Consider the following 25,390-nt stretch of genomic DNA (forward strand, 5'->3'; position numbering starts at 1 on the left):
GGTCGGATACTCACAGAGTCACCGCCGGTGGGCAATCGCCTATCCGGTCGAGCCGCGCAGCACCCGGTCGACATAGGCCTTGATGGCCGCACGGGCTTCGGGGGAGCTCCACAGTTCGAGGACGTGAGCGTCGTCGCCGGTGCGGTGTTCGGCGATCCGCTCGTGGAACGGCCGGTGCAGCTGCGCCTTCGTGTGCGCGAACGCGGCCGCCGGGATTTCGGCGAGTTTCCCGGCGACCTCCACCGCCCGCTCGACAACGTCCCCGGGTGCGGTCACCTCGTTCACCAGACCGAGCCGGAGCGCGTCCGCCGGAAGATGGGTCTCGCCGAGGAACGCGAGTTCGGCCAAGACGTCCGCGCCGAACCCGGACCGCAGGATCTCCAACGCCGCCAACGGGAACGGCACGCCGACGAGCAGTTCGGTGATCCCGATCCGGCCGGGGCCGTCGGCGAGGACACGGCGGTCGCAGGCGGCGGCGAGTACCGCCCCGCCGGCGATCGCGTGTCCGTTGACGGCCGCGACCACCGGACCGGGGAAACCGAACACCGAGAGGAACGCGTCCGACAGCGCGGGCAGGAAGTCCTCGAGATAGCCCGTGCCGCCGTCGTGCACCCGCCGCAGGTCGACACCCGCGGAGAAGATGCCGCCGGTGCCGGTCAGCACGACCCCTCGATATCCGCCGAGCTGCACGTCTTCGAGTCGGAGGGTCAGTTCCTGGCAGAACTCCGTGTCGAGGGTGTTCGCCTTGCCGTGCTGCAGAGTGACGACGGCGATCCCGCCTTCGTCGTCCACGCGGATCGAGGAGGTGGCCATGGGCCGACCGTACCCGAGCCCGCGGGGATCTACAGTGGACCGCTCAATCCTTGAGGCGCACGGTGACGGTCGGGCTGAAGGACCGTTTGCGGTTCCAGCCGGTCTCGGCGCCGATGCTCAACTGGATGGCGCGGTCGGCGGGCGCCCAGTAGCCGGTGCGGACGAAGTAGGCGTCCATCGAGCACAGCCTGCTGCACGACTTGCGGTTGCAGATGGTCTCCCAGCCCCACTGCCTGCCGCTCTCCTCGACGCCGTTGCGCCGGACGAACAGATGCGGATTGCCGATCTCGCGGCAGTAGGCGCTGCCTTCGGAGATGTAGAGGACCCCGTCGATCTTGTAGAACCGATTGTTGTCGAGAAGTGTCACCTGGCCCGAGACGGCGAATCCGACCCGGCCGCCCTTGCCGGCGTTCATGGTCCAATCGAGAGCGAATTCTTGGACCGGAGTCTCGACTGACTGGGTCATGGTGACGTCCCCGCTTTCTTCTCGCGTCGGCACCTTCGCACTGAAGATAAGGATTTCCCGGAGGTCCGGCGAAGGTGAATGGGAACTTTTCACCCAATGAGTCGATGATCGGAAAACCGATGTTCTCATGCGCATGAAACACCGGTTACCGGCGCTAATGGGTGAAGGTCGCCACGGCCAGTGAAAACCGGGGCCCACCAGGGAAGAGGATTTCGTCTTCCCGGTGGACCCCGGTCGTTTGTTCAGTGCGAAAACGCTCTCAGCTGGTGATGTCCTTCGTCGCGAACCGGCGGCCGGCGAGAAGGAAGAACACCGTGCCGTACAACGCCGCCGACAACATGCCGTTGGCCATGTTCGTCCAGTCGATGTCGGTCGAGATCAGATCCATCCACGAGAACGCGAAATGCGTCGGCAGATAGTCCCGCAGCCCTTCGAGCGCGGTGATCTGGTCGAGGATCTGCGAGACGATCGCGACGATCACCGCACCGCCGACGGCACCCAGCGGGGCGTCGGTGGCGACCGAGAGCAGCATCGCCAGCCCGGCCACCCACGCCAGCTGCAGGATGATGTAGATCGTCGCCAGCCCCATCGCGACGAGGCTGTCGCCGAACGACACCGCGTCCCCGGTCGGGCTGATCGCGTCGCCCGCGCCGTACCAGATGACGCCGACCACCAATGACACCAGCGGCAACAGGATCAGCGCGACCGCGGAGAGGATGCCGGAGACGATCGCCTTCTGCCGCAGTACCCGATGCCGGGGGACCGGCATCGCGAGCAGGTATTTCAGGCTCGACCACGACGCCTCGCTCGCGATCGTGTCGCCGTAGAACAATGCCACGATCATCGGCAGCAGGAACGTCCCGGACACGAACAGCGCGAGCACCACGAAGTTCGGCGCGCTCGCGGTGGCGAGGTCGACGAACCCGCCGCTGCGGCGGTTCGGGTTGGCCTGCCCGATCTCGAACGCGATCACCAGGATGAACGGCAGCAGCGCGACGAACCCCAGCATCAGCTGGGTCCGCCGCCGTTTGAGCTGCCGTTTCAGTTCGACGCCCAGCCGCAGCGTCCGGTCGGCGCGGTAGCCCGCCACCGCCCCGTCCGGGCCGACCTCGGTCGGTTCGTGTGACGCGACTTCGGTCAGCTCCAGCAGTGCCGCCGGATCGGTGTGCACGCCGTGATCCGCCCGGGTCGCCGGGCCGGAACCATTGGTCTTACTCACCCTTCGAGTCCTCTCCGACCAGCTGCAGGAACGCGTCTTCCAGCCGCCGCCGCGGCCCGGCCTGCTCGACCGCGACGCCGGCACGCACCAGGACGGCGACCGCCTCGGCGCGCGCGAGACCGTCGAGATCCGCGTGGACCAGTTCCCCGTCGACGTCGACGCCGGAAACGCCGCCGACCTTTCGCAGCGCTTCGGCCGCTTCGGCGGGCTTGTCGACGCGGAACGTCGCCTCGCCGCTGGACGCGGCCAGTTCGCCGACCTCACCCGAGGCGACCAGCATGCCGCGGTGCATCACGACCACGTGCGTACAGGTCTGCTCGACCTCGGCCAGCAGGTGGCTCGACACCACCACGGTGCGCCCGGTCGCCGCGTAGCGCTGGAGCACCTCGCGCATCTGGTGGATCTGTGGCGGGTCGAGCCCGTTGGTCGGTTCGTCGAGCACCATGAGCTCCGGCAGGCCGAGCATCGCCTGGGCGATCGCGAGCCGCTGCCGCATGCCCTGGCTGTAGGTGCGGACCCGCCGGTTCACCGCGTCGCCGAGCCCGGCGATCTCCAGTGCTTCGGCGAAATGCGCCTTGTCCTCCGGGCGGCCCGTGCTCGCCCAGTACAGCTCCAGGTTCTCCTTGCCGGACAAGTGCGGAAGGAAGCCCGAACCCTCCACAAAGGACCCGATCCGGGACAGCACCGGCGCGCCGGGCGCGATCAGATGGCCGAATACCCGGATGGTGCCCGCGGTCGGCGTGATGAGCCCCATCAGCATGCGCAGGGTCGTCGTCTTGCCCGCGCCGTTCGGTCCGAGCAGGCCGAGCACCTGGCCGGGTTCGACCCGGAACGACAGATCCTTCACCGCGACGAACCCGCCCGCGTAGGCCTTTCGCAGCCCTTCGATCACCAGCGGCGTCTTCGCCAGGCTCTCGTCGACGTCGTGCGCGCGACGGCGGCGGAACGCGGCGATCACCGTGATCGCGATACCGGCGAGCAGTGTCCCGGCGATCCCGAGCAGCTGCGCGGTGGGCGCGCCCGCGCCGACGGAGTTGCCGTGGACGACCGGGACGGCGAGCCGTCCACCGTCGGCCAGTCCGATGCGGAACACCGCGGGCTCGACCGGCGTCGCGAACGCCTGGTCCGTCGTGCCGACGACCAGTCGGAGCGTGTGCCCGGCTTCCAACGGCCGCACGATGCCCGGCAGGGTCACCGTCACCTCGACCGGGCTGCCGTCGGCGGGCAGGCCGGAGACGCGGAACGGGGCGACGGCATTGGCCGGAAGCGTGCGGATACCTTCCGAGTTGACGTCGTAGAGCTTCGCGAACAGGACCGCTTCCTTCTGCGGAGCGGCGGCGGACGGATCCGCGGAGACCTGCAGCCGGACCGTCGAGGAACCGGCCGCGATCGTCTGCGCGTCGAGCGGCGGTGTCGCGAACTGCGCGGCCTGCCCCGGCGGGTCCAGGCTGAACAGCCCGGAAAGCCGCGACGAGCCTGCCACCGCGCCGTTCAATCCGGGGATCCCGCTCACCGCGGCGGGGTTGCCGCCCGCGGGCCGGACGACGGGCTGCGCCGGACCGGCCAAAGTGAACTGCCGTCGCTCGGTGGCGTCGCCGGTCGCTCCCGGGTACGCCGGGGCGCTGACGGTCCGGACCGAGGGGGCGCCGTTGGCTCGCAGCGTGCCCTGGATGTCGTAGCTGAACCCGGTGCCAGGGTCGGTGCCCTGCCCGGTGAGGGAGAACTTGAGGAAGTCCGCGATCTGCGCGCGCAGTTTCTGCCCGGGCTTCCCGCCGTCGTGGCCGCCGGTGTACCAGATCGTGCGGACCTTGCCGCCCGCGGCGGAGATCTGCCGGGCGGTCGCGTCGGACTGGTCCAAGCCGAACAGAGTGTCGCTTTCGCCCTGCACCAGCAGCGTCGGCACGGTGATCTTGTCCGTCACGGACGCGGGGGAGACCCGGCGGAGCAGGTCCACGGTCTTCTGACTCGCCTTCCCGGTGGTGGCGAGTTCGGTGTAGGCCTGGCAGACCTCGGCGGTGAACCGTCCACAAGGGTCGGCGGGGCCGGACGGCGGGCGTTGTCCGTTCGGGCCGCCGAGCGGCAGCGACTGCGCCGCGGCCCCTGCCGCGCCCGTTCCCTGTGCCGCACCGGATTCGCTCGTCTCGTCACCGGCTTCGGGCGCGTCGTTGGCGGGGGAGCCGGTCTGCGCCGCGCCGGAACCGGCCGAGAAGAAGATGCCGGCCCAGGACTTCTTGAAGACGCCGTCCGCGGTGAACGCGCCGGCGGCCGGGGTCGTGGCGGTCGGCGCGGCCGGGGCGGCGGCGTTCGGGAAGAGCCCCTGGGCGAGGTCGTTGTAGGTGATCACCGGCGCGATCGCGTCGACCCGCTTGTCCGTCCCGGCGAGCAGGAGGGAAAGCGCGCCGCCGTACGAAGCACCGGAGACGGCCACCTTCGGGTCGCCGTTCTCGCTGAGGACCTCGGGCCGCGCGGCCAGGGTGTCGATCAGCTTCCGGGCGTCGGCGACCTCGCGGTCGGGGTCGTTCAGCGCGATCTTCCCGGTGCTGCGGCCGAAACCGCGCGCGGACCAGGTCAGCACGACGAAGCCCTTGTCGGCGAGTTCGCGGGCTTCGGTGGCGACGCTGTTCTTGTCACCGCCGAAACCGTGGGCGAGCAGCACGGCCGGAGCCGGGGTCCGCTCGGGCAGATACGTGGTCGTGTCGATCTTGACGACCTCGGCCGAGCCGGGGGTTTCGGGCAGATCGAGGGTCGCGTCCTGGGTTTCGACAGCGGACGGGGCGGGCTCGCTGTTCGTCCACACGACGGCCGCGGCGGCCAGGACCACCACGACCGCGGCGAGCGCGGTGAGTTTCGCGCCTCGCGTGCGAGGGAGCGGGATTCGGGGCACGGAATGACCGTATTTCACCGAACCTGAGAGTCGCTCTCCCGGCACACACGGACCACACAAGTGAGCGGGGTGTGACGGGAGTTACGCCATCATCTTGGTGACAAGGGCAACCTTAACTGGCGTCATGCGTACAGACAGGTCAAACTGGACCAGCTGTGAGGGGAGTATTCCTTCGCGGCGGTGTCGTCAGCACGGTGGCCTTCGCGGGCCCCCGGCACCGTCGGCCGGTTTCGCACCGGCGGAAGAGACCTCCGGTTAGTTGCTGCTGTGCACTATCCGGAGGGTTGGTTACATGTCTGTTCCCCTGTGGCTATGGATCGCCACGGTCGGCGGTCTGCTCGCGCTGATCGCACTCGACCTGGTCATCGTCGATCGCAAGCCACATGAGGTCACCACCGGCGAAGCCGCCAGGTGGGTCGTCTTCTACGTCGCGGTGGCCGTCGCCTTCGGCATCGGCGTCTGGGTCTTCGCCGGACACGACCCCGGGGTCCAGTTCTTCACCGGGTACATCACCGAGTACTCGCTGAGCGTGGACAACCTGTTCATCTTCATGATCATCATGACGTCGTTCAAGGTGCCCGCGATCCACCAGCACCGCGTGCTGCTGATCGGCATCCTGCTCGCGCTCGCCATGCGCAGCGTGTTCATCGCCGTGGGCGCCGCGCTGATCGCGCAGTTCGTCTGGGTCTTCTTCCTCTTCGGCGCCGTCCTCATCTGGACCGCGATCAGCATGGTCCGCAACAAGGACGAAGAAGAGGAGTACGAGGAGAACGCCCTCACCCGCTGGGTGCGCAAGCTCTTCCCGGTCACCGAGGAGTGGCACGGCCACAAGTCCTTCGTGAAGAAGGACGGCAAGCGCTGGATCACCCCGATGTTCCTGGTGATCGTCGCCATCGGCAGCGCGGACCTGCTGTTCGCCGTCGACTCGATCCCCGCCATCTTCGGCATCACGCAGGAGGCCTTCCTGGTCTTCACCGCCAACGCGTTCGCGCTGATGGGCCTGCGCCAGCTGTACTTCCTGCTCGGTGGCCTGGTCACCAAGCTGGTGTACCTGTCCTACGGCCTCGCGGTGATCCTCGCCTTCATCGGCGCCAAGCTGTTCCTGCACGCGCTGCACGAGTACCACGTCGTCCCGGACTGGCTGGACATCAACAACTGGGTCTCCCTGGGTGTCATCGTCGTGGTCCTGACCGTGACGACGCTGGCCAGCCTCGCGAAGGCGAAGAAGCTGGAAGCCGCTGAGCAGGAGTCTTCAATCAGTAGTTAGAGCTGCTAAGGATCGGGTACCGTCGGGGCCGTGCGTCCCGTTGACATCGAAGCCCTGACGGTCCCCGGCATCCTCGCGCTGCACGGCGACCTGCTGCTCACCGCGGTGAGCAGGCCTGATCTGAAGACGAACAGCTACCGCTCCGGCCTGCGCAGGGTCGACCTGGGTGGTGGCGGGGAAGGGCCCTGGACCCACGGGGCCAAGGACTCCGCACCCGCCGTCTCGCCGGACGGCCGGTGGGTCGCGTTCCTCCGGGCGGGAGAGGGCTCCGGGCGTGCGGCCAAACCGCAGCTGCACGTGATGCCCGCGGCCGGCGGCGACGCGAAGCGGATCACCGATCTCCCCCTCGGCGCGGGTGCGCCGGTCTGGGCGCCGGACTCCCGCCGCGTCGCCTTCGTCGCCCGAGTGCCGGAAGCCGGCCGCTACGGCACCGAGAACGCGGACGGCGAAACGCCGGAGCCGGGTGAAGAAGCGCCGCGGCACATCAAGAACCTCTTCTACCGCGTCGACGACGCCGGTTTCCTCAACGACCGTCCACAACGTCTGTTCGTCGTGGACACCGCGGCCGCGCTGGACGAGGAAACACCCGCCGAGCTCACGCCGCTGACCGACGACCGGGCCGACGTCGACCATCCTTCGTGGACGGACGACGGCGAGCACGTCCTGTTCACCGCCCCGCGTGACTGGGCCGCCGAAGACACCGTCCGCTCGGACGTCTACGCCGTACCCGCGGGCGGTGGCGAACCCCGGCTGCTGGTCCGGTCACTGGGCACGGCGGACCGCCCGGTCGTCGCGCCGGACGGTTCGATCCTCTTCTACGGCACCGAGTTCTCCGGCCAGGAGGAGATCGCCCGCAACACCGGGCTCTGGCAGGCGCCGTGGCCCTCCGGCGCCGAGCCGTCCGCCCCGCGGCGGCTGACCGACGTCGAGACGGTGGACTGCGACAACGCGGCGAGCGCTCCGGTCGTCGTCGGCGACGAGGTCGTCGTCGTGGTCCGCACCCGCGGCGCCGCCGAACTGCGCGCCGTCCCCCTCGACGCCGAACTGGCCGAGCTGAAGTCGTTGCGGCACCTGGCGGGCGAGCGCACCGTGGTGAAGACCTTCGCCGTCGACGGCGACCGGATCGTCGCGGTGATCGGCACGCCCGAGAGTTCCGGCGACGTCGTCCTGCTGTCGGACGGCGAGCCGCGTGTGCTCACCGACTACTCGAAGGCGTTGCGGGACACCGGGATCCTGCCGCTGGAGGAGCTGGAAACGATCGCTCCCGACGGCTATCCGGTCCACGGCTGGATCGTCCGGCCCGAGGGCGACGGGCCGCATCCGGTGGTCTTGATGGTCCACGGTGGACCGTTCGCGCCGTACGAATGGAAGGTCTTCGACGAGGCGCAGGTGCTCGCCGCCGCGGGCTACGCCGTCGTACTGGGGAACCCGCGCGGTTCCGCCGGCTACGGCGAGAGCCACGGCCGGAGCATCGTCCACGGTTTCGGCACGGTGGACGCGGACGATCTGCTGGCCTTGCTGGACGAAGCGCTCAAACTACCCAACCTGGACAGTGATCGTGTCGGTGTGATGGGCGGCTCGTACGGCGGCTTCATGACCAGCTGGCTCGCCGCGCACCACGGCGGCCGGTTCCGCGCCGCGTGGAGCGAGCGCGCGGTCAACGCCTGGGACTCGTTCGTCGGCAGTTCCGACATCGGCTGGTTCTTCGCCGGCGGTTACGTCGGTGACGACCCCGAGGAGCAGCGCAAGCGCAGCCCGTTGACCTACGCGGGGAAGATCGACATCCCGTTCATGGTCGTGCACTCCGAGCAGGACTGGCGCTGCCCGCTGGAGCAGGCGCAGCGGATGTACGTGGCCTTGCGGCAGAACGGCGTCGCGGCCGAGTTCCTGCTGTTCCCCGGCGAGGGACACGAACTCACGCGCTCGGGGCTGCCCCGGCACCGGGTGCAGCGGTTCGACGCCGTGCTTGAGTGGTGGGGCCGCCACCTCTGATCTCTCGGGTCACCGGATGCCATGAAAGGTCCTTTCCTTGCAAATTTCGCAAGGAAAGGACCTTTCATGGCATCGGTCAGCTCAGGAGCGTGTAGTTCAGCTCTTCGCAGACCCGGCCCAGCGGGACGTCCAGCCCAGGATGGTCCAGGGGGAGCAGCACGTCGGGTGCGACCGGCAGCGAGTTCCCGGCGGGCGGGTCCCACAGCGCGAGCGCGGGGCCGCCGGAGTCCATGGACGACCGGTACCAGACACCGTCGAGGTCGCCGAACGCGGCGCGGATGGCGCGGGCCCAGGCCTGGGTGATCTTCTTCGGGCCGCTGGAGATCTCCTGCGAGGCGCCGACACGCGTCGGCCACAGGCCGGCGAGGTCGAGCAGCCGCAGCGTGCGGGTCGGCCGGACGACCACCAGCCGAGGGCCGCGGGATTTGCGGTCGACCGTCGACGTGGTCTGGAAGACCTCCGCGATGCTGGTGCGCACGGTGAGCCCGAAGTACAGGACGCCGTTGCCGGGGTCGGTGACCGGGCGACCGCCGCGACCGGGGGTCTGCGGGTCGAAGCGGCCGTGCGGGAGCGGGCCGCTGTAGCGGAACGAATTCCACTGCTGGGGGTGGTTGCCGTGCGCGGTGAAGATCCTGACCAGCCTGGTGCCGGGGTGCACCGTCACCACGTCGTTGGTGCGGTGCAGCTCCTTGACCAGGACAGAGCGTGCGGGCGGCAGGGGGAGCCGGGCCATACCTCGGGAGTCGTCCGTCCTTGTCGGGTGATCTTGCTCGGTGGGGTCAGCCTACGGCCTACCCCCGACTGAAATTCCGTCGTCGGGCAAGGATCTCAGAACGGCGAGCCCAGCGTGGCCACCAGTCTCGCGACGTGCTCGGGATCGCCGCCGGAGAGAAGCCATTGACGCGGGGTGGCGGGATGCTCGTTGATCACCAGATCGGCCTGCGGGGTGCTCATGAACGCGGCGACGACGAGGGCGGGCTGGTCCTCGGGGACGGCACGCAGCACGACCTCCAGACCGGGCAGCACCCCGGAGCCGGCGAACTGCCAGGCGGGCAGTCGCCAGCCCTGGTCCTTCCAGCCGGTGAGCCTGCCCTCCTTCAGGCGGTGCCGGATACGGCTGTCGTCCACGCCCAGCGTTTTCGCCGCTTCCAGCACGCTGAGCGCCGAATCGGCGAGCACGGCGTGCGCGGCGACCGTCCGGGCACGGAAGTCCGGCTCGTCCTCGCCACGAGGGGAGAGGTCCAGGCCGACGTCGGTGAGTGCGGCCCGCTGGTCCGCCGAGAAGTAGTGCGACGGGTCGGGGTTCGGTGGGGTCAGCCTCCGCGCCGCGTCCTCGACGAGGTTCAGGAACTCGTTGGCGTCGACCTTCAGGCCCGCCTTGGCGAGAACGTTCTCGAGCGCTATCGACATAGCGCCCAGGGTAACGCGTCTGTGCGGGTTCGTGCGGTCTCATCTCGATTTCGTGGGTGAATTCACCAGAGATGAACACAGAGCGCACGGAATCCAACACGTGCAGTAGGGAATATCGCCATAGTGTGCCCGGAACGGGCGAGCTTGTCCAGGACTTCGGCTTGACAGGTCGTAAGCGGGAATTTACCGTCCGAAAGGTAAACGATTTCTTCCCACCGCTTCGGAGAACCCGGCTGGTGTGGGGCCGGCTTGGGGGAACAAGGGGGTGGGGCGTTCCTGGGCGGCCGGTGCGAACCGGTCGCCCAGGCACGTCGTGCACTCGGGTCAGTCGCGACGTGAGCTCCGGCGCACGATCAGCTTCGCCTGCAGTGTGGTCGTCGTGGCCTTGCGCGTGCTGTCGCCGATGCGGGCGAGCAGCAGTTCGGCGGCGACCCGGCCCACCTCGTTCGCGGGCTGCGCGACCACCGTCAGCGGGGGATCGATCAGCGTCGTCCACGGCGCGTCGTCGAACGACACGATCCCGATGTCCTGTCCCGATCGCAGACCGCGTGAGGCCAGTGCCTCCAGGACGCCGATCGCCATCGTGCTGTTGCCGATCAGCAGTGCGTCCGGCGGTTCGGGCTCGTCGAGCAGGCTGAGCGCGGCGAGCCTGCCGCCCTCGGCGCGGAACTCGGCCCGCCGGGTGAGCGCGTTCCCCTCGCCGACGGCGTCGGTGTAGCCGGCCAGCCGGTCCTCGGCCGTGCGCACCCCGGGCGGCCCGCTGACGCAGGCGACCCGCCGGTAGCCGCCGTCGAGCAGGTGCCGGGTCGCGTCGCGGGCGGCGAGCCGGGTGTCGACCAGCACCTGGTCGCCGGTGTTCTCCAGCAGCGGCCGGTCGACGGCGACCACGGGCGTACCGCGTTCGGTCAGCCGGTCGACGTTGGTGGCCCGGCCGGTGGGGGAGAGCACCACGCCGGCGACCCGCTCCTGGAGGGCGACGTCGATGTAGCGCCGCTCCTTCTCCTCGTTGTCGTCGGCGTTGCACAACACCACCGAGTAGCCCGCGGTCTGCGCGATGTCCTCCACGCCCCGGGCGATCGCGGTGAAGAAGGGGTTCTCCACGTCGGAGATGATGAGCGCGAGGACCGCGGTCTCCTGACGGCGCAGATTCCTCGCGAGACCGTTCGGGTGATAGCCCAATTCCGCGGCGGCGGCCTGCACCCGTGCCGCGAGTACCGGGTCCACAGTGGACTTCCCGTTCAGCGTCCTCGACACGGTCGCCGTCGAGACCCCGGCCTTCGCCGCCACGTCGTTGATGGTGGCCACCGTGACCTCCCCTTCTGCAGGTGTATTGACACCTTCGCACGGGAAGAATAGCTTGACCGACAATCGTTACCATCCGCTGATCGCGCTACTCGCGCTGAGGAGTTCGGAGGGGTCGTGGGGGAACCGGGCCTGGTGCTCGGCATCGACATCGGCACTTCGAGTTCCAAAGGTGTCCTCGTCGATTCCCGGGGCGCCGTGGTGGCGCGGGCTTCCCGGCCGCACGAGACCTCCAGGCCCCGTCCCGGCTGGTTCGAACACGACGCGGAAACCGTGTGGTGGCAAGACTTCCTCTCGCTGGCGAGAGAGCTTTCGGCGGGCGCGGAGGATCATCCCATCATCGGGGTGTCGGTCAGCGGGATCGGGCCGGTGCTGCTACCCGCCGACGCTTCCGGGAAACCGTTGCGTCCCGCGATCCTTTACGGCGTCGACACCCGTGCATTCGACGAAATCCGCGAATTGAACCGGGAATTCGGCGAAGAATCCATTGTGGAACGCGGCGGGAGCGCGCTCGGCTCGCAGGCCGTCGGGCCGAAATGGCGCTGGCTGGCCAAGAACGAGCCGGACGTGTTCGAACGGGCGAAGCTCTTCTTGATGGCGAGTTCGTTCCTCGTCCTGCGCCTGACCGGCGAGTACGTCCTCGATCATCATTCCGCGAGCCAATGCGATCCGATGTACGACCTGCGCGAGGCCCGCTGGGCGGCCGACCGGGTCGCCGCGATCGCCCCCGGCATCGAACTGCCCAGGCTCGCGTGGCCGACCGAGGTGGTCGGCTCGGTCACCGCCGAGGCGGCGGCGGAAACCGGCCTGCCGCAAGGGATCCCGGTGACGGCGGGCACGGTGGACGCCTGGGCCGAGGCGACCAGCGTCGGGGTCACCGCGCCCGGCGACACGATGCTCATGTACGGCACCACGATGTTCCTGGTCCAGATGCTGTCCGATCCGCGCCCCGGCCAGGGGTTGTGGACGACCCGCGGCGCTTTCCCCGGTACCTATTCGCTCGCGGCGGGGATGGCGACGTCCGGTGCGATCACCGACTGGCTGCGAGAGCTCTTCGGCGGCGAGTTCGGCGAACTGGCCGCGGCGGCGGGCGAGGTCCCGGCGGGCAGTCGCGGATTGCTGATGCTGCCGTACTTCGCGGGAGAACGGACACCGGTGCCGGATCCGGACGCGAGGGGCGTTATCGCCGGGCTCACCACTTCCCACGATCGTGCCGAGCTGTACCGTGCGGCGCTGGAAGGAACGGCGTACGGGGTGCGGCACAACCTGGAAGCCATGCGGGAGGCCGGTGGCGGCACGGGCCGCTTCGTCGCCGTCGGCGGTGGGACACAAGGCGGTGTGTGGACCCGGATCGTCAGCGACGTCGCTCGGATCGACCAGGAGATCCCCGCGGAGACCATCGGGGCAGCGTTCGGGAACGCCGTTCTCGCGTCCGTCGCCCTGGGCCGGGAACCGGATGTCGAAGCCTGGAACCCCGTCGCCGGAATCGTCCGTCCGGGCGCGGACGCCGACGTCTACGACGAGTTCTATCCGCATTACCGCGCGCTGTACGAGTCCACAGTGGACATCGCTCACTTCTTGGCGCGGAAGAACTCGCTCGCCTTCAGCCCGGAGAACTCCCGGCAATCCCGGCTCAAGTGAGCTTGGTCGGCGTAGCCCGCCGAGAACGCCAGCGAGGCGAGATCCGGGGCTGATCCCGCGAGACCGATGGCGCGCTGGAACCGGCTGACCCGCAGGTAGGTCGCCGGACCGTAGCCCACCGCGAGGGTGAACCGCCGCCGCAGCTGCCGCTCCCCGGTGGTGAACGGAGCCAACGCGGCGGACACCCTGGGCGGCCCGTCGTCCAGCCTGGCGATCAGCTCCGAGACCTCCCGGTCGGCCCGTCCGGCACGGCGCCGCGCGACGACGTCGGTCAGCGAAGCGGCGCCGGAGAGCACCTGCTCGGCCAGCAGTTCGCCTTCCTTGCCCCAGAGCTCGGCGAGGGGGACACGCTGATCACGCAACTCGTCGGCGCCGAGCCCCAGGACCTCGCCGGCCCTGCCCGGGACGAACCGAACGCCGCGTGCCCGTTCGCCGGTCTCCCAGGTCCAGGGCGCCGTGTCCGGCCCGGCGACGAAGACCTCGCCGCCGCATTCCACGAGGTCCACGCAGCAGTCGGGCACGATCCGCTTCGGCGCTCCGCCCGCTTCCTCCCACAGGCAGCGCACCACGTCGTCCAGGCCGGGCGCCGTCGTCTCCCGATACACGGTTGTCATGATGCCCCGGGGCCACGACAGAATCAGGCCGCGTCCGACACGGGGCTCGTCGATTGAGGCGGTGTCACTCAAAGTGAGCTATTCGGCTCACTGTGTTTACGCCGATCGCCCCATGACCAGGCACTCTCCACTCACTGGGACACCCAAAAGGGTGAATATCGGGTTTCTTCCCGGTAACGGCTAACGCGGAGTCACCTTCGAGCGAGAAGTAGTCGACGCACTCGACGGAAGTGCGCTCGGACGAGAGAAGACCTCTCCATGGGTGTTCCCACCGCGACCCCTCCGGCATCGGCGCCGGAGCAGGGTGCCCCCGGCAGGCTGAAGCCGCTGGGGACCGTCGTGGTCGTGCTCGGGGTGGTGGCCGTCGCCGTCACTCTGACCAGTTACATGCTGCCGAAGGCTTCGCGCCCGGTGCAGAGCCCGCCCGCGCCGCGGGTCGAGCAGGCCGCGGCCGCCGTGCGCACCGTGATCCACTCGGTCGTCTACGAACTTTCCGGCGCGAAGGGCGCCCAGAACGTCACCTATGTCGCGCAGGGTTCCGAACTCCTGCAGAAGACCGACGTGCTGACGCCGTGGAGCACCACCTTCGAGCGCGAGAGCCAGGAAGGCCGCGACGAGTTCTACAGCGTCTCCGCGCAGGGTTCGGGCAGCGGCGCGTTGCGGTGCCGGATCCTCGTCGACGGCGAGGTCGTCAGCGACCGCACCGCCCCCGCGCCTGGCGCGCCGGTGACCTGCACGTCCTGATCCCTGCGGCAGGATCATCCGGGTGACGGATGGTGCGATCGAGTTCGGCCCGGTGCTCGCCGTGGTCTTGGCCGTGCTGGCGATCTTCGGCGCGGCGGTGGTGCAATTCGGGCGGCTGGGGCAGGGCAAGGCGGTGCTGTTCGCGGCCGCGCGCGCCGTCGTCCAGCTCGCCGCCGTGTCGCTGGTGATCGTCGGGATCCTGAAATCGGGCTGGCTGACCGGCGGTTTCGTGCTGCTGATGTTCACCATCGCGGCGGTCACCTCCGCACGGAGGATCGGCGTGACGAAGGATCTCGCGTGGGTCGCGCTCGCCATCGCGTCCGGGGTGGTCCCGGTGCTGACGCTCGTGCTCGCGACCGGGGTGGTGCCGTGGCGGCCCATCGCCGTCGTGCCGATCGCCGGGATCGTCATCGGCGGCGCGATGTCCGCGACCTCACAGGCGGCGAGGCGGGCCCTGGACGAACTCGTGACCCGGCACGGCGAGTACGAAGCCGCGCTGGCACTGGGTTTCCTTCCCCGTCCGGCCGCGCTGGAGATCTGCCGTCCCTCGGCGGGGCATGCGCTGATCCCCGCGCTCGACCAGACCCGGACCGTCGGCCTGGTGACCTTGCCCGGCGCCTACGTCGGTGTCCTCCTCGGTGGCGCCGGGCCGGTGCAGGCCGGGGTGACGCAGGTGCTCGTGCTGATCGGGCTGCTGGCCGCCGAGGCGGTCGCGGTCCTCGTCGTCGTGCACCTGGTCGCGGCGGGCCGGATCAGCCGAAAGGCGACTGAAGATGCGACGTGTCGTTGAACCGCCGCACCATCCAGTTCTCACCCGACACCACCAGATGGGAGATCGAGCCGTTGTCCGCGCCGAGGAAGGCGAACCGGTTCTTCGCGCCGCTCGCCTGAGCGAAGACCTCGCCGATGACACCGCCGTGGGTGAACACGGCGATCCTGCGGTCCGGGTTGGCCGCCGCGAGCCTGCCGATGGCCGCCTTGATCCGCCCGCCGAACGACTCCATCGTCTCCGCGCCGGGGATGACGTCCCAGCGCTGTTCGCGCCACAGCTCTTCGACGATCGGATGACCTTCGTGGGTGTAGCGCCGGAAGAGGCCGTTCTCCCAGTCTCCGAGGTGGATCTCCCGCAGGTCCGGCTCGACCTCCGGGGTGAGCCCGAGCTTCGCCGCCAGCGGTGCCGCGGTCTGCGGCGTCCGGCGCAGCGTCGTCACGTACAGCGCGGAAATCCGCTCGTCCGCGAGGCGGCGGCCCACCCGCTCGGCGTGGTCCCTGCCCTCCGGCGCGAGATCCGGATCGGCCTGCCCGTCGACGAGTTCGAACGGGTTGTCGCCCTTCGCCGGAGCGGATTCACCGTGGCGGACAAGGAAGATCTCGGTCGCGCCCGGCGGAGGTGAGAACCGGTGCTGGCGGTATTCGACTTCCTGCTCAGGGGTACTCATACCCCGGACCCTACCGAGCTAGCCGAGCTGTTTGTCCACGAAACACCAGCGCCACGTCTCGCCGGGCTCGTGGCTGCGCATCACCGGATGCAGGGTGTCGTGGAAATGTTCGGTCGCGTGTTTACCCGGCGAGGAGTCGCAGCAGGCGACGTTCCCGCATTTGACGCATTCACGCAGGTGCACCCAGGTCATCCCGTTCTCGACGCAGACGGCGCACACGTCGGGGGAGCTGGGCTCGACCGGCGGCCAGTTCTTGGTCAGATGTTTGCACGATCCCGCCGTCGCGGCGGGGGTGCGCAGTTCCCGATCGGAGTCCGGCACGGTCTCCTCCTCCCTGTCCAGCATGGATTCCTCGATGTCGAGGCGTTCGAGGATCCGGCGCAGGACATCATCATCGGCCATTCCGGAGTCGCGCGCCTCCAGGAACTTCTCGCGTTCGACTTCGAGCAGCCTCAGCCGCAGCCGCCGGTACGCGTCGCTCGGTGTTTCGGTCAGCGCGCTCTGCCTGCCGAGTTCCTCCCACGCCGAGTCCGAGCGGTGCTGGAGCCGGCTGCGCAGCCGCTCGACGATGTCCTCCGGATCCTCGGGGGTCCGGATCTTCTCCAGCTCTTCGAGCGCGGCCCTGGTCATGTCGTGGAGCACGGCCGCCTCCTGCAGCGCGTCCTCGGCCGGATCGGGCGGCGGCAGTTTCAGGCGGCGGACCAGCACCGGCAGCGTCGTCCCGTGCAGCAGCAGTGTTCCCGCCACCACCACGAACGCGACCAGCACCAGCACGGCCCGCTGGGGGGTGTCGGCCGGCAGCACGAACGCCGCCGCGAGGGTGACGACGCCGCGCATCCCCGCCCAGGCGATCACGGCCGAGTACCGCCACGGCCAGGCGTGACGGCGGAACACCCGGCGCGCCAGGCCGATCCCCGCCATCCAGACGATCCGGGTGACGATCGTGGCGGCCAGCGTGGCGGCGCAGATCAGGATCAGTTCCAGCGCGGTCAGCCCGCTGTCGCCGACCTCGGTCATGATCCGGCGGACCTGCAGCCCGATCAGCAGGAAGACGATGTTCTCCAGCAGGAACTGGATGGTCTGCCAGTTCAGCCTGCTGGCCAGCCGCGAGCGGCCCGAAAGCATGCTCGGTGCCTTGTGCCCGAGGATCAGTCCCGCGACGACCACGGAGATCACGCCGGAACCGTGGATCGCCTCGGCGGCCAGATAGGCGACGAACGGCACCACCAGGGAAAGCGCGGTGTCGGTGACCGGATCCTCGAGCCGGGTGCGGATCAGCGCGGCGAGCGCGCCCACGGCGAACCCGATCACCAGGCCGCCGCCCGCGGCCAGCAGGAAATCACCGCCGACCTGCAGCAGGCTCACCGAACCCGCGATGGCCGCGATGGCGGTCCGCAACGCGACCAGCGCGGCCGCGTCGTTGAACAGGCTTTCGCCCTCCAGCAGCCGGGTCAGCTTGCGCGGCATCCCGACCTTGCGGGCGACGGCGGTGGCCGCGACCGCGTCCGGGGGCGCGACCACCGCGCCGATCGCGAGCCCGGCGGCCAGCGGCAGACCGGGGATCACCAGCCACGCCACGACCCCGACCGCGGCCGTGGTGAAGATGACGAGCCCCACCGACAACAGCAGGATCGGCCCGCGGTTGCGGCGGAAGTCGATGAGCGACGTGCGGATCGCGGTGGCGTACAGCAGCGGGGGCAGCAACCCCAGCAGCACGACCTCCGGGTCCAGTTCGTACTCCGGGACGCCCGGCACGTACGAGGCGACGACCCCGACCGCGATCAGGCACAGCGGCGCCGACCAGTCGAGTTTCCGCGCCGCGGCGGTGACCAGGAGGACGGCCACCACCAGTGCCACGAGTTCTACCGCGATCTCCACGCCGCTCATCATCACCCGGGAGGCTCAGGGCGCGCGCACCGAGGCCCGGCTACCGCTCTTCGAAACGCACCAGATTGCCCGCCGGATCGCGGAAAGAGCAGTCGAAGGCGCCGTAGGACTGCCGGACCGGTTCCTGGACGACGTCGGCACCCGTCGCCTGGATACGGTCGAAGGTGTCGATCAGGTCGGGGGTGGACAGCACGATGATCCCGTGGACGCCCTTGGCCATCAGTTCGGCGATCGTCGCGCGCTCCTCGTCGGTGAGCTCCTGATCGGCCGCGAGCGGCCGGAGCACGAGCGACGTCCCCGGCTGCCCCGGCGGGCCGACCGTGGCCTGGAGCGGGCCCTCGTCCCGCACTTCGAAGCCCAGGATGTCGCGATAGAAGGAAACCGAAGCCCCGAGATCGTCCGCGGGGAGGTAGGACGCCTGAATCGAGAGGGTCATACGACTCAAGGTAGGTCGGCGCGCGGCGGCGTCGCTTCTCGATTCCTGATCGGTCGCATGACCTGTTTGACGACGCAGCCGGGCATGCCCCGGCCGTCTTCCGCGGCCTGCTTGCGGTACGCGCTCGGCGAGATGCCGACCAGTTCGGAGAACCGCGTGCTGAACGTGCCCAGCGACGAGAAACCGACGTCGAAGCAGACCTCGGTGACCGACATGTCCCCGCGCCGCAACAGCATCATGGCCCGCTCGATCCGGCGGGTCATCAGATAGCTGTAGGGCGATTCGCCGTACGCGGCCCGGAACTCGCGGCTCAGATGCCCGGCGGAGACGTGCACGCCGCGCGCCAGGGCTTCGACGTCCAAGGGCTGCGCGTAGTCGCGATCGATCCGGTCGCGGACGCGGCGCAGCATCGCGAGATCCCGCAGGCGCGGGTCGGGTTTGCCGGTCACCCGGAAAGCGTAACCCACGCCAGACGCCGAAAGGCCCCCTTCGCCGGGCGGCGAAGGGGGCCTTCTCAGGCGACTCCCGGACTAGAGGGTGATCTTGTCGACGTTGGGACCGCCGTTCGCCGTGGTGGCGACGGCCTTGATCTTGTTGACTCCCGCCGCCAACGTCACCTTGACGGTCCTCGTCGTCCAGTTCGGCCAAGCCCCGGTGCCGCCGAAGCCGACACCGGACGCGCTGATCGAGCCGTTGACGGAGAAGTCGAGCGGCCGGTTCGCCGTCGTGCCGTTGGCGTACCGGACGACGACGTCGTAGGTGCCCGCGGCGGGCACGTTCACCGTCCACTCGACCGAGCTGCCCGCCACGTTGTCGTAGTTGACGAACCCGGTGCCGGTGAACCCGGCGTGGTTGGACTCCACCGCGCCCTGGTCGATCGTGGCGTCCTCCGCCTGGTAATCGACCGGGTCGCTCGGGGCGGAGCCGTCGGCCGGAACGGTCTGCGTCCCGGTGTTCCAGCCCGTGACCCGCACCGAAGGCTTGGAGCCCTTGAGGTCGGCCGTGCGGTACTTCGCGGTCAGCGTGGTCGTTTCACCCGGCCAGAGGCTCACCGCGTTGTCGTTCCACTCCACCGGCAGCACCGGCTTGCCCGCGGCGTCCACGACCTTCGAGTCGACGTAGAACGCCGGGAGCTTGCCGCCCGAGGTGTTCTTCAGCGTCACGGTGGTCGTGGTGGTGCCGTCGGCGCCGGCGACCGACTTCGCCGTCGCGCTGACGGCGGACTGGCCGAGGTTCTTCAGCCCGGTCAGATCCGCGTAGCCCGACTGGGGTGTGTAGTACCAGTCGCTGCCGCCCCAGTTCAGCGTGTCGGCCTTGGTGGAGAGCCAGTACACGTTGCGGCTGACCTCCTTGCCGGACGAGTCGGTGAGGACGAGCTTCGCGAGGTAGGTGCTCGACAGCCCGCTCACCGCCGGGACAGTGACCGCGGTGGCCTTGGCGCCCAGCGCGCCGACCGACAGCCCGGTCTTGGTGTTGCTGTACTTCTCGGTGCCGTCGAGGTTGTACAGCTTCGTGGTCGCCGTCAGCCCGCTCACCGCGTTCGACGTCTGGTTGATCACCACGACCGAGCGATTGTCGTGCGAGTACTGGATGTGCAGCGGCTCGTTGGCCTTCTTCGCCCCGTAGTAGGCGCCGTTCTGGTCCATGTAGGCGTCGAACAGCTGCCAGTGCAGCGAGGTCCACGGGCTGTTGAGCATCCAGTAGATCAACCCGGTCGACGGGTTGGTCGAGTCGGTGTAGTTGCGCGAGTGCGACTCGAATTCGGCGCGGACGTTCTCGTACTGCGCGAGCTGCGCCTTCCGCACGAAGTCGTTCAGGTCGGCGGGTGCGCCGTAGCGCTTGGTGAGCGCGTTCCCGAACAGCTTCAGGTTCCCGAAGGTGTCCGAGGACGAGCGGTGGTACTGCGCGGCCGACGGATCCTTCCACATCGTTTCCAGCTCACCGGCCGACATCATCCGCTTCAACGTGTCCATCGTCGGGATGTCGACGCCCGCACTGGTCTCGGAGTTGAAGCTCCACGCGCCGCCGCGCTCCTTTTGCGACTTGTCGTACCAGTAGACCGGCGGGACGTAGTCGTACGGACCGTTCATCTTCATCCCCGAAGCACCCGTGATCGGGGACGGCCGCTTCGACGCGGACGGGATGACCGGCGGCAGGAAGTCGGCGGCCTTCATCGCGTCGAGGTAGCCCTGCTCGATCCGCTTGTCCGGCGCGAAGTCGGAGCCGATGTGGAACGAGATGACGCTCGGGTGGTCACGCAGGCGCTCGGCCTCGGAGAACATCGACGCCTTGGCGATCGGGTAGTCCGACTCGACCCACGGCTCGCCCTTCTCCTCGCCGTTGACCTGGCCTTCCCACTTGTCGCAGCATTCCCAGCCGGGCATGGTCAGCACGCCGAGGTCGTCGGCGAGGTCGAAGAACTCGTCCGGTTCGATATGGCCTTCCAGCCGGACGGTGTTGAGCCCGAGGTTCAGGACGTACTTGAGCTTGTCGGCCGCCGCGGTCTCGTTCCAGCGCAGGAACAGGTCCGGCGTGTAGCCGCCACCGCGGATCAGCAGCGGTTTGCCGTTGACGCTGTACTGCCGCGCGCCGCTGGAGTTCAGCGGCGCCTTGACGTCGCGGACACCGAACTTCGACTTCGAGGCGTCCGACGGCGTGCCGCCGACACTCGCGGTGAGGTCGAGTTCGTACCGGTGCTGTCCGCCCATTCCGGCGGGCCACCACAGATTGGGCTTGTCGAGACCGACGATGGGGAAGGTGACGGTCTTGCGTTCCTTCGCGGCCAGCGAGACGGTCTGGCTGACCGGCTTGCCCGCGACCGTGCCGGCGACGGTGGTCTGCACCGCGCCCGCCGAGTCGTTGCGGACGTCGGCCTTCACCGTGAGGTCGGCGTGGTCGAGCGACGAGTTCAGCTTCTGGACGACGTGGGCGCTGCGCAGCGCGACCGGGCCGCCGCGCCGGACGAGGACGTCGCGCACGATGCCCATGTTCTGGTCCGGCGGGGTCTGTGCCCAGTCGATCCAGCCCATCGAGAGGTCGTTGTTGGGGTCGTTGGGGTAGACCTTGAACGCGACGCTGTTGACGCCCTGGCGCACGTGCTCGGTGATGTCCAGGTCGTGGCGGGTGTAGGCGCCGTTGACCTGGTCCTTCGTCGCGATCCGGGTGCCGTTGACCCAGACGTCGGCCTTGGAGAGCACGCCACTGAAGTCGAGGTACGTGCGCTTCGAGGTGTCCTCGACGTTCAGATCCGTGCGGTACCACCACGGCACCGCGAACTGCGCGGTCGGGACGTTCTTCATGTTCGTCGAATAGAACGGGTCGGCGTACTTGCCGTTCTGCAGCAATCCGGCGTAGACCGTCGAACGCGACGACACCGGGTACCAGCCGGCGGTGGGGAAGCCCGGCTTCGACACCGCCGAATCATCGCTGACCTGCGCCGAAGACTGGATCACGAAGCCGGGGATCGGGGTGGCGTCGCCGGCGGCACCGACGGACAGTGGGGCGGTCACCTCCGCGCCGGTGGCGACGGGGGCGGTGGTCACCCCGCAGACCGCGGCGGCCAGCGCGGTGACGGTCATGGCCAGTAACGGGATCCGGGTTCTCTTCTGCCGAAAACTCACGAGCGCGCCTCCTCGGGCACACGGCGGCGGACCTGGGCGGAAATCGTTAAGAAAGTTCCCTAACAATGTTGGGGGAGATAGTAGCCGTCACTTCGCGCGGGGAACAGACCCTTGCACCGGACTCAGCCGACGGGCGCCACGTACAGCCACTGCCCGTCGACGCGGACGAAGTGGCTGTTCTCGTGCATGCTGTCCGCCCGGCGATCCTGGCGGTAGTGGGCCCGGAACTCCACGGTGCCCTCGTTCTCCAGCAGCCCGCCGCCGGACTTGCCGAGGATCTCGAGGAACGTCCAGCGCTGCCCCGGGTCGAGTTCGAGCTCGGTGGGCCGCGTCTTCGGATGCCAGGTCTTCGTGAGGTAGGCGGTGTCGCCGACGGCGAACGCGCTGAACCGCGACCGCATCAGGAGTTCGGCGGTCGGCGCGGTCGCGGCGCCCCGGTGGAAGCGGCCGCAGCAAACGCCGTAGGGCTCGCCAAGACCGCAGGGGCAACGGGAATCGTCGGTGATCACAGGCACGCCGCCGATTGTGTCATCGTGCCGTCGCGGCGCTTTCGAGGTCTCGGCCCTGCTTGAGCCACCCGGCGAAGAGGTCGGCGTCGATGTCGTCGACCGACCGAAGCTTGACGTGCGCCATCTCCCGCGCGCTCGGCTCCAGCCTGCCGGACTCGTCGTCCACGAGCTGCCCCTTCCAAAGCGCGAAGGTGACGTACGACGAGTACGCCTTCATCAGGCAGACGAGGTTCTTGCCGACGGCTTCGCCGGCGCTCCAGGTCGGGGAGGCGTGGTACATCGCCTCGATGGAGCCCGGCAGGGCGGCATTGACGATCGGGCGCAGCGCGACGGCGACTTCACGCAGGTTCTCGGGCAGAGCGGCGATGTAGTCGTCGACGTTCGCGAACTTGGCCATGACTGGATCCCTTCGGTCGGTGTGCTGCGCTCAGCAAACCGTCCGAAGGGTCAAGTTGTCAAGACAAAAAAATTAGTCGGTGCGTTTGAACGTCTGACCTCGTGTTTCCAGGGCTTCGCGGATGATGCGGAGCGCTTTGGGGCCGACGCCGTGCAGGCTTGCGAGCTCGGCTTCGGTGGCGCGGGTGAAGTGCTCCAGCCGGGTGTAGCCGGCGCCGGTGAAGGCGCGCGTCGCCGGTTTGCCGATGCCGGACGGCAGGTCGGTCTGTTCGTCCATGGGTCCTCTTCGATCAGTGGGCGGTCCTGGTCGCCTCCATTGTGGATCGCCGGTGGCGGATCAAGGCGAGGGGAACTCGACGGCGACCTCGACCGCGGTCTCCAGCGTCGTTTCGCTCGGCCGCCCGGACGCGGGGGCTGCTTCGGCGATCACTACGAGCCTCTTGGACAGACGGGAGTCGTAGTTCTCGCCGGTGAAGCGGCTACCGGGTGGAGCTTCGCCGAAGAGGAGGACGTTGCCGGTGCCGTCCTTGTCGATGAGCCGCTTCAGGTCGCTCGCCTCGCCCGCCTTCGGCATCTTCACCCACGCGACGGAGACGTCGATGGTGTTGCCGGCGCCGTCGTCGAGGGTGACCAGCATGCGGTCGAGATCGACGCAAGGGTGGTGCAGGAAGAAACGCTGGACCTCGCCGAAGGAATGCGGTCCGCATTTGAGTTCCCGCTTGGCTTGCTTTTTGAGCCTGCGCCAGCCCAGTCGTTGCCAGGCTTCGGAATGGCGCCCCTTTTGCGCGGACTTCTTGCTGGAGCTTTTCCTTTGAGGGCTTGGCTCGCGGCGGAATCGAGAGAGGTGGCGGTGCCTCCGCCGATGCCGATGCTCGCACCGCCGACGGCCAATGCGCCTCCGGTGACCACGGCTGCCGCCGCGATGGCCGCACCTTTTTTCGGTTTGTCGTCACCGAACGGGCGCGGTTTGCCGTTTATCGTTCTGACCATGTTCCGTCCCCTCTCAAGTCCGGAACGGACGATCTTGCTCTGGGTGTCGCGGCAGCAACGAGGACTTTCGTGCGAATACGCCCGAATGGCGCAGTAGATCTTCGTGAACCCGCCGGAGGTGAACAGTTCCAGCTCAGACGGCTTGTCCGCACGCATCTTGATAGCGCTGCAGGCAGTGAGTGAGCCAGGCTCGTGGGGCGCCCGCGTCGGCTATGAGGACGGCGGTTGTAGTTGTGGCGGCCAGGCCCCAGGCTTGGCGACCACGAAGCTGGAACCATGAGAAAAGTGCGGGGCATGCAGCGTTCTGCGATGCGGGCCATCGCGACCGGCTTTCGGAAGGCGGCTACGGGGGCTGTGGGCATGCCGAGGGGCCCGTCGCCTGGGTGGCTGGCGGGCTCCTCGGTGGTCAGCGGTGGTGCAGGGTGTTGCGCCTGGGTTGTCGGAGTGGGTCCCTGTATTGGGGTGGGATGAATTCCGGTAACCCATCGGCGGCCATCCGTACTTGCCAGTCGCCGTGGTGAATCAACCGATGATGGAACCCGCACAGGAGGACCAGGTTCCGGAGGTCGGTGGATCCGCCGTCTGCCCAGTGGTGAATGCGGTGGGCGTGGCAGTTCTTGGGTTTCCGGTGACACCCAGGGAATGCGCAGCCACCGTCTCGGATGTTGAGTGCGCGTCGCTGCCCTGGGGTGACGAACCGTCTCAGGCGTCCCATATCCAGGGGTTCACCCGAGGCACTCATGACGACCGGCAGCATGAGGCAGTCGCAGGCGGCGAGCCGGGCTTCGCGGGCGGTCATCGTCCCGACGAAGTCCAAGCAGGCGGTCCCGAGACCCGATTTGAGTTCCTCGAGTCCGATGGTGACGTGGGCGAGAGTCCGGTAGCCGCTGGTGCCGGGCTGGTCGGGGCAGGCGATCGCCAGGTCGAGGAGTTCGGCCCAGGCGTCTCCCATGCGTTCGCATTTCATCCGCAGATCCGCCTGCCCGAACTCGTCCACCGGCCGCGGCTGGGCATGCGCCTCCAACGCCGCGGCGGTCCGGGCCCCGGTCTCATCGTCGAGCAGACCGGAGAGCTTCCAGAACCCGTCTTTCCGGCGTTCCAGGGTGATCTCGCGGCGTGGTTCTTTGGGTTCGGGGTCTTTGGGTTCGTTGCCGTCGGGGTTGAGCCAGCCCTGTAATTTCGCTTCAGCCTTAGCGAGCTGGCGGGGTCCGGCGTTCGGAGCAAGCTCAGCGAGGATCTTCTCCGCACTCGCCCGATCCTCGGCAGACGTGTCGGCTGGGAGCCGTTTCAAGATCTCCAGGATCTGATCGATCCGCTCATCCCCGACCAATCCCTGAGCCGCCACCGCAGCAGTCGCGGGAGCAACCGGCGGAACCTCCGTGCCATCCAAGGCCCGAGTGGGGTTCAACGCGATGGCCCGCTTCACGATCGGACCCGCCTCACCCCGCGATAGTCCCGCGATTTCGGCGAGCCAGCTCGCCGTACTGCCATGCCCTTACAAGTCCTTGACGCCACGAGACTCGATCTCCGCCAGAAACCGCCCCAAACACGCGGTCGCGATCCGGATCACCTGCAACGACTGCTGCACGCCATGCGCAAGCTCCAGCTTGCCAGCGCGCCACAGCTCCTGCGGCAACTCGGGGAGAAAGGTCTCGGACATCCCTCAATAATAGCGCAATACATCGAACACGTGTTCGTAATTTTAGGCAACAAGCGAAACCGCACGAACGACACCGAAGAGTGAAACGGTCACCAACGCCG

At 68.6% G+C, this 25,390-nt stretch carries 23 protein-coding genes and 1 pseudogene; 6 read left to right on the forward strand and 18 right to left on the reverse strand.

Going from position 1 to position 25,390, the window contains the following annotated elements:
• Window positions 1-39: 39 nt before the first annotated feature.
• The 4 genes from ED92_RS34160 to ED92_RS34175 form a co-directional block, all read right to left on the reverse strand.
• Window positions 40-813 (reverse strand): enoyl-CoA hydratase/isomerase family protein, encoded by a 774-nt coding sequence (locus ED92_RS34160; protein ID WP_037345507.1) that lies wholly within the window; start codon window positions 811-813, stop codon window positions 40-42.
• A 43-nt stretch (window positions 814-856) separates the two neighbouring features.
• The gene (locus ED92_RS34165; RefSeq protein ID WP_037345510.1) at window positions 857-1,279 is read right to left on the reverse strand and encodes a hypothetical protein; all 423 of its coding nucleotides are present in this window, start codon (window positions 1,277-1,279) and stop codon (window positions 857-859) included.
• 259 nt (window positions 1,280-1,538) lie between these two features.
• Window positions 1,539-2,498 carry an ABC transporter permease gene (locus tag ED92_RS34170; RefSeq protein ID WP_052121043.1) on the reverse strand — a complete coding sequence of 320 codons (960 nt, stop codon included), beginning with the start codon at window positions 2,496-2,498 and terminating at the stop codon, window positions 1,539-1,541.
• Complete coding sequence (locus ED92_RS34175; protein WP_081975986.1) at window positions 2,491-5,400, reverse strand: alpha/beta fold hydrolase; 2,910 nt, start codon at window positions 5,398-5,400, stop codon at window positions 2,491-2,493. The genes ED92_RS34170 and ED92_RS34175 overlap by 8 nt, the downstream gene beginning before the upstream one ends.
• Before the next feature lie 274 nt (window positions 5,401-5,674).
• On the opposite strand from ED92_RS34175, the gene ED92_RS34180 reads away from it, so the two are divergent.
• Both ED92_RS34180 and ED92_RS34185 read left to right on the forward strand, forming a co-directional pair.
• Complete coding sequence (locus ED92_RS34180; RefSeq protein ID WP_037345515.1) at window positions 5,675-6,649, forward strand: TerC/Alx family metal homeostasis membrane protein; 975 nt, start codon at window positions 5,675-5,677, stop codon at window positions 6,647-6,649.
• A gap of 30 nt (window positions 6,650-6,679) precedes the next feature.
• Window positions 6,680-8,641, forward strand: coding sequence for a S9 family peptidase (locus ED92_RS34185; protein WP_037345517.1), 1,962 nt, complete (start codon window positions 6,680-6,682; stop codon window positions 8,639-8,641).
• Window positions 8,642-8,717: 76 nt separating this feature from the next.
• On the opposite strand, the gene ED92_RS34190 is transcribed toward ED92_RS34185, so the two are convergent.
• From ED92_RS34190 to ED92_RS34200, 3 genes are all read right to left on the reverse strand, one after another.
• Window positions 8,718-9,374, reverse strand: coding sequence for an RES family NAD+ phosphorylase (locus ED92_RS34190; RefSeq protein ID WP_007028108.1), 657 nt, complete (start codon window positions 9,372-9,374; stop codon window positions 8,718-8,720).
• A 95-nt stretch (window positions 9,375-9,469) separates the two neighbouring features.
• Window positions 9,470-10,051, reverse strand: coding sequence for a hypothetical protein (locus ED92_RS34195; protein ID WP_037345518.1), 582 nt, complete (start codon window positions 10,049-10,051; stop codon window positions 9,470-9,472).
• Window positions 10,052-10,375: 324 nt separating this feature from the next.
• Window positions 10,376-11,356 (reverse strand): LacI family DNA-binding transcriptional regulator, encoded by a 981-nt coding sequence (locus tag ED92_RS34200; RefSeq protein ID WP_037345520.1) that lies wholly within the window; start codon window positions 11,354-11,356, stop codon window positions 10,376-10,378.
• A gap of 114 nt (window positions 11,357-11,470) precedes the next feature.
• Here ED92_RS34200 and ED92_RS34205 point away from each other — a divergent pair, with 114 nt between their 5' ends.
• A complete protein-coding gene (locus ED92_RS34205; RefSeq protein WP_037345522.1) occupies window positions 11,471-12,994 on the forward strand; it encodes an FGGY-family carbohydrate kinase in 1,524 nt (507 codons plus the stop codon).
• Here ED92_RS34205 and ED92_RS34210 read toward each other — a convergent pair.
• Window positions 12,925-13,608, reverse strand: a complete 684-nt coding sequence (locus tag ED92_RS34210; RefSeq protein WP_052121069.1) for a helix-turn-helix domain-containing protein — start codon at window positions 13,606-13,608, stop codon at window positions 12,925-12,927. The two genes, ED92_RS34205 and ED92_RS34210, sit on opposite strands and share 70 nt — an antisense overlap.
• 258 nt (window positions 13,609-13,866) lie before the next feature.
• Between ED92_RS34210 and ED92_RS34215 the strand changes: the two genes are divergently transcribed.
• Window positions 13,867-14,352, forward strand: a complete 486-nt coding sequence (locus ED92_RS34215; protein WP_037345525.1) for an MmpS family transport accessory protein — start codon at window positions 13,867-13,869, stop codon at window positions 14,350-14,352.
• A 22-nt stretch (window positions 14,353-14,374) separates the two neighbouring features.
• Window positions 14,375-15,142, forward strand: a complete 768-nt coding sequence (locus tag ED92_RS34220; protein WP_037345526.1) for an ABC transporter permease — start codon at window positions 14,375-14,377, stop codon at window positions 15,140-15,142.
• Here ED92_RS34220 and ED92_RS34225 read toward each other — a convergent pair.
• The 9 genes from ED92_RS34225 to ED92_RS43495 form a co-directional block, all read right to left on the reverse strand.
• Entirely contained in the window at window positions 15,105-15,791 is a 687-nt protein-coding gene (locus ED92_RS34225; RefSeq protein WP_037345528.1) for a histidine phosphatase family protein, read from the reverse strand. The two genes, ED92_RS34220 and ED92_RS34225, sit on opposite strands and share 38 nt — an antisense overlap.
• A gap of 18 nt (window positions 15,792-15,809) precedes the next feature.
• Window positions 15,810-17,678: a Na+/H+ antiporter gene (locus ED92_RS34230; protein WP_081976002.1), complete on the reverse strand. Its 1,869-nt coding sequence runs from the start codon at window positions 17,676-17,678 to the stop codon at window positions 15,810-15,812.
• Window positions 17,679-17,718: 40 nt separating this feature from the next.
• A complete protein-coding gene (locus tag ED92_RS34235; protein WP_037345529.1) occupies window positions 17,719-18,114 on the reverse strand; it encodes a VOC family protein in 396 nt (131 codons plus the stop codon).
• A gap of 5 nt (window positions 18,115-18,119) precedes the next feature.
• On the reverse strand, window positions 18,120-18,524 hold the full coding sequence (locus ED92_RS34240) for a helix-turn-helix transcriptional regulator (RefSeq protein ID WP_198941864.1): 405 nt from the start codon (window positions 18,522-18,524) through the stop codon (window positions 18,120-18,122).
• A 120-nt stretch (window positions 18,525-18,644) separates the two neighbouring features.
• Window positions 18,645-21,734 (reverse strand): CBM35 domain-containing protein, encoded by a 3,090-nt coding sequence (locus ED92_RS34245; RefSeq protein ID WP_200882775.1) that lies wholly within the window; start codon window positions 21,732-21,734, stop codon window positions 18,645-18,647.
• Window positions 21,735-21,856: 122 nt separating this feature from the next.
• Window positions 21,857-22,243, reverse strand: a complete 387-nt coding sequence (locus ED92_RS34250) for a YchJ family protein (RefSeq protein WP_037345536.1) — start codon at window positions 22,241-22,243, stop codon at window positions 21,857-21,859.
• 19 nt (window positions 22,244-22,262) lie between these two features.
• Window positions 22,263-22,640, reverse strand: coding sequence for a DUF1801 domain-containing protein (locus ED92_RS34255; protein WP_037345539.1), 378 nt, complete (start codon window positions 22,638-22,640; stop codon window positions 22,263-22,265).
• 72 nt (window positions 22,641-22,712) lie between these two features.
• Window positions 22,713-22,916, reverse strand: a complete 204-nt coding sequence (locus ED92_RS34260) for a DNA-binding protein (RefSeq protein WP_037345541.1) — start codon at window positions 22,914-22,916, stop codon at window positions 22,713-22,715.
• Window positions 22,917-22,976: 60 nt separating this feature from the next.
• Window positions 22,977-23,276 carry a hypothetical protein gene (locus tag ED92_RS43495; RefSeq protein ID WP_235213436.1) on the reverse strand — a complete coding sequence of 100 codons (300 nt, stop codon included), beginning with the start codon at window positions 23,274-23,276 and terminating at the stop codon, window positions 22,977-22,979.
• Window positions 23,277-23,297: 21 nt separating this feature from the next.
• Between ED92_RS43495 and ED92_RS43500 the strand changes: the two genes are divergently transcribed.
• On the forward strand, window positions 23,298-23,726 hold the full coding sequence (locus ED92_RS43500) for a hypothetical protein (RefSeq protein WP_235213437.1): 429 nt from the start codon (window positions 23,298-23,300) through the stop codon (window positions 23,724-23,726).
• Window positions 23,727-24,035: 309 nt separating this feature from the next.
• On the opposite strand, the pseudogene ED92_RS34270 reads toward ED92_RS43500, so the two are convergent.
• Window positions 24,036-25,289 (reverse strand): annotated as a pseudogene (locus ED92_RS34270) (DUF222 domain-containing protein).
• Window positions 25,290-25,390 lie beyond the last annotated feature (101 nt).

The sequence above is a fragment of the Amycolatopsis sp. MJM2582 genome (genome assembly GCF_000754115.1).
Classification (GTDB): Bacteria; Actinomycetota; Actinomycetes; order Mycobacteriales; family Pseudonocardiaceae; genus Amycolatopsis; species Amycolatopsis japonica.

Excerpts from the sequence above, each read along its gene's own strand:
- ED92_RS34160 (WP_037345507.1), bottom strand. The coding sequence starts at position 813 with ATGGCCACCTCCTCGATCCGCGTGGACGACGAAGGCGGGATCGCCGTC.
- ED92_RS34165 (WP_037345510.1), bottom strand. The coding sequence starts at position 1,279 with ATGACCCAGTCAGTCGAGACTCCGGTCCAAGAATTCGCTCTCGATTGG.
- ED92_RS34180 (WP_037345515.1), top strand. The coding sequence starts at position 5,675 with ATGTCTGTTCCCCTGTGGCTATGGATCGCCACGGTCGGCGGTCTGCTC.
- ED92_RS34190 (WP_007028108.1), bottom strand. The coding sequence starts at position 9,374 with ATGGCCCGGCTCCCCCTGCCGCCCGCACGCTCTGTCCTGGTCAAGGAG.
- ED92_RS34195 (WP_037345518.1), bottom strand. The coding sequence starts at position 10,051 with ATGTCGATAGCGCTCGAGAACGTTCTCGCCAAGGCGGGCCTGAAGGTC.
- ED92_RS34210 (WP_052121069.1), bottom strand. The coding sequence starts at position 13,608 with ATGACAACCGTGTATCGGGAGACGACGGCGCCCGGCCTGGACGACGTG.
- ED92_RS34215 (WP_037345525.1), top strand. The coding sequence starts at position 13,867 with ATGGGTGTTCCCACCGCGACCCCTCCGGCATCGGCGCCGGAGCAGGGT.
- ED92_RS34225 (WP_037345528.1), bottom strand. The coding sequence starts at position 15,791 with ATGAGTACCCCTGAGCAGGAAGTCGAATACCGCCAGCACCGGTTCTCA.
- ED92_RS34230 (WP_081976002.1), bottom strand. The coding sequence starts at position 17,678 with ATGAGCGGCGTGGAGATCGCGGTAGAACTCGTGGCACTGGTGGTGGCC.
- ED92_RS34235 (WP_037345529.1), bottom strand. The coding sequence starts at position 18,114 with ATGACCCTCTCGATTCAGGCGTCCTACCTCCCCGCGGACGATCTCGGG.
- ED92_RS34240 (WP_198941864.1), bottom strand. The coding sequence starts at position 18,524 with ATGCTGCGCCGCGTCCGCGACCGGATCGATCGCGACTACGCGCAGCCC.
- ED92_RS34255 (WP_037345539.1), bottom strand. The coding sequence starts at position 22,640 with ATGGCCAAGTTCGCGAACGTCGACGACTACATCGCCGCTCTGCCCGAG.
- ED92_RS34260 (WP_037345541.1), bottom strand. The coding sequence starts at position 22,916 with ATGGACGAACAGACCGACCTGCCGTCCGGCATCGGCAAACCGGCGACG.
- ED92_RS43495 (WP_235213436.1), bottom strand. The coding sequence starts at position 23,276 with ATGCTGGTCACCCTCGACGACGGCGCCGGCAACACCATCGACGTCTCC.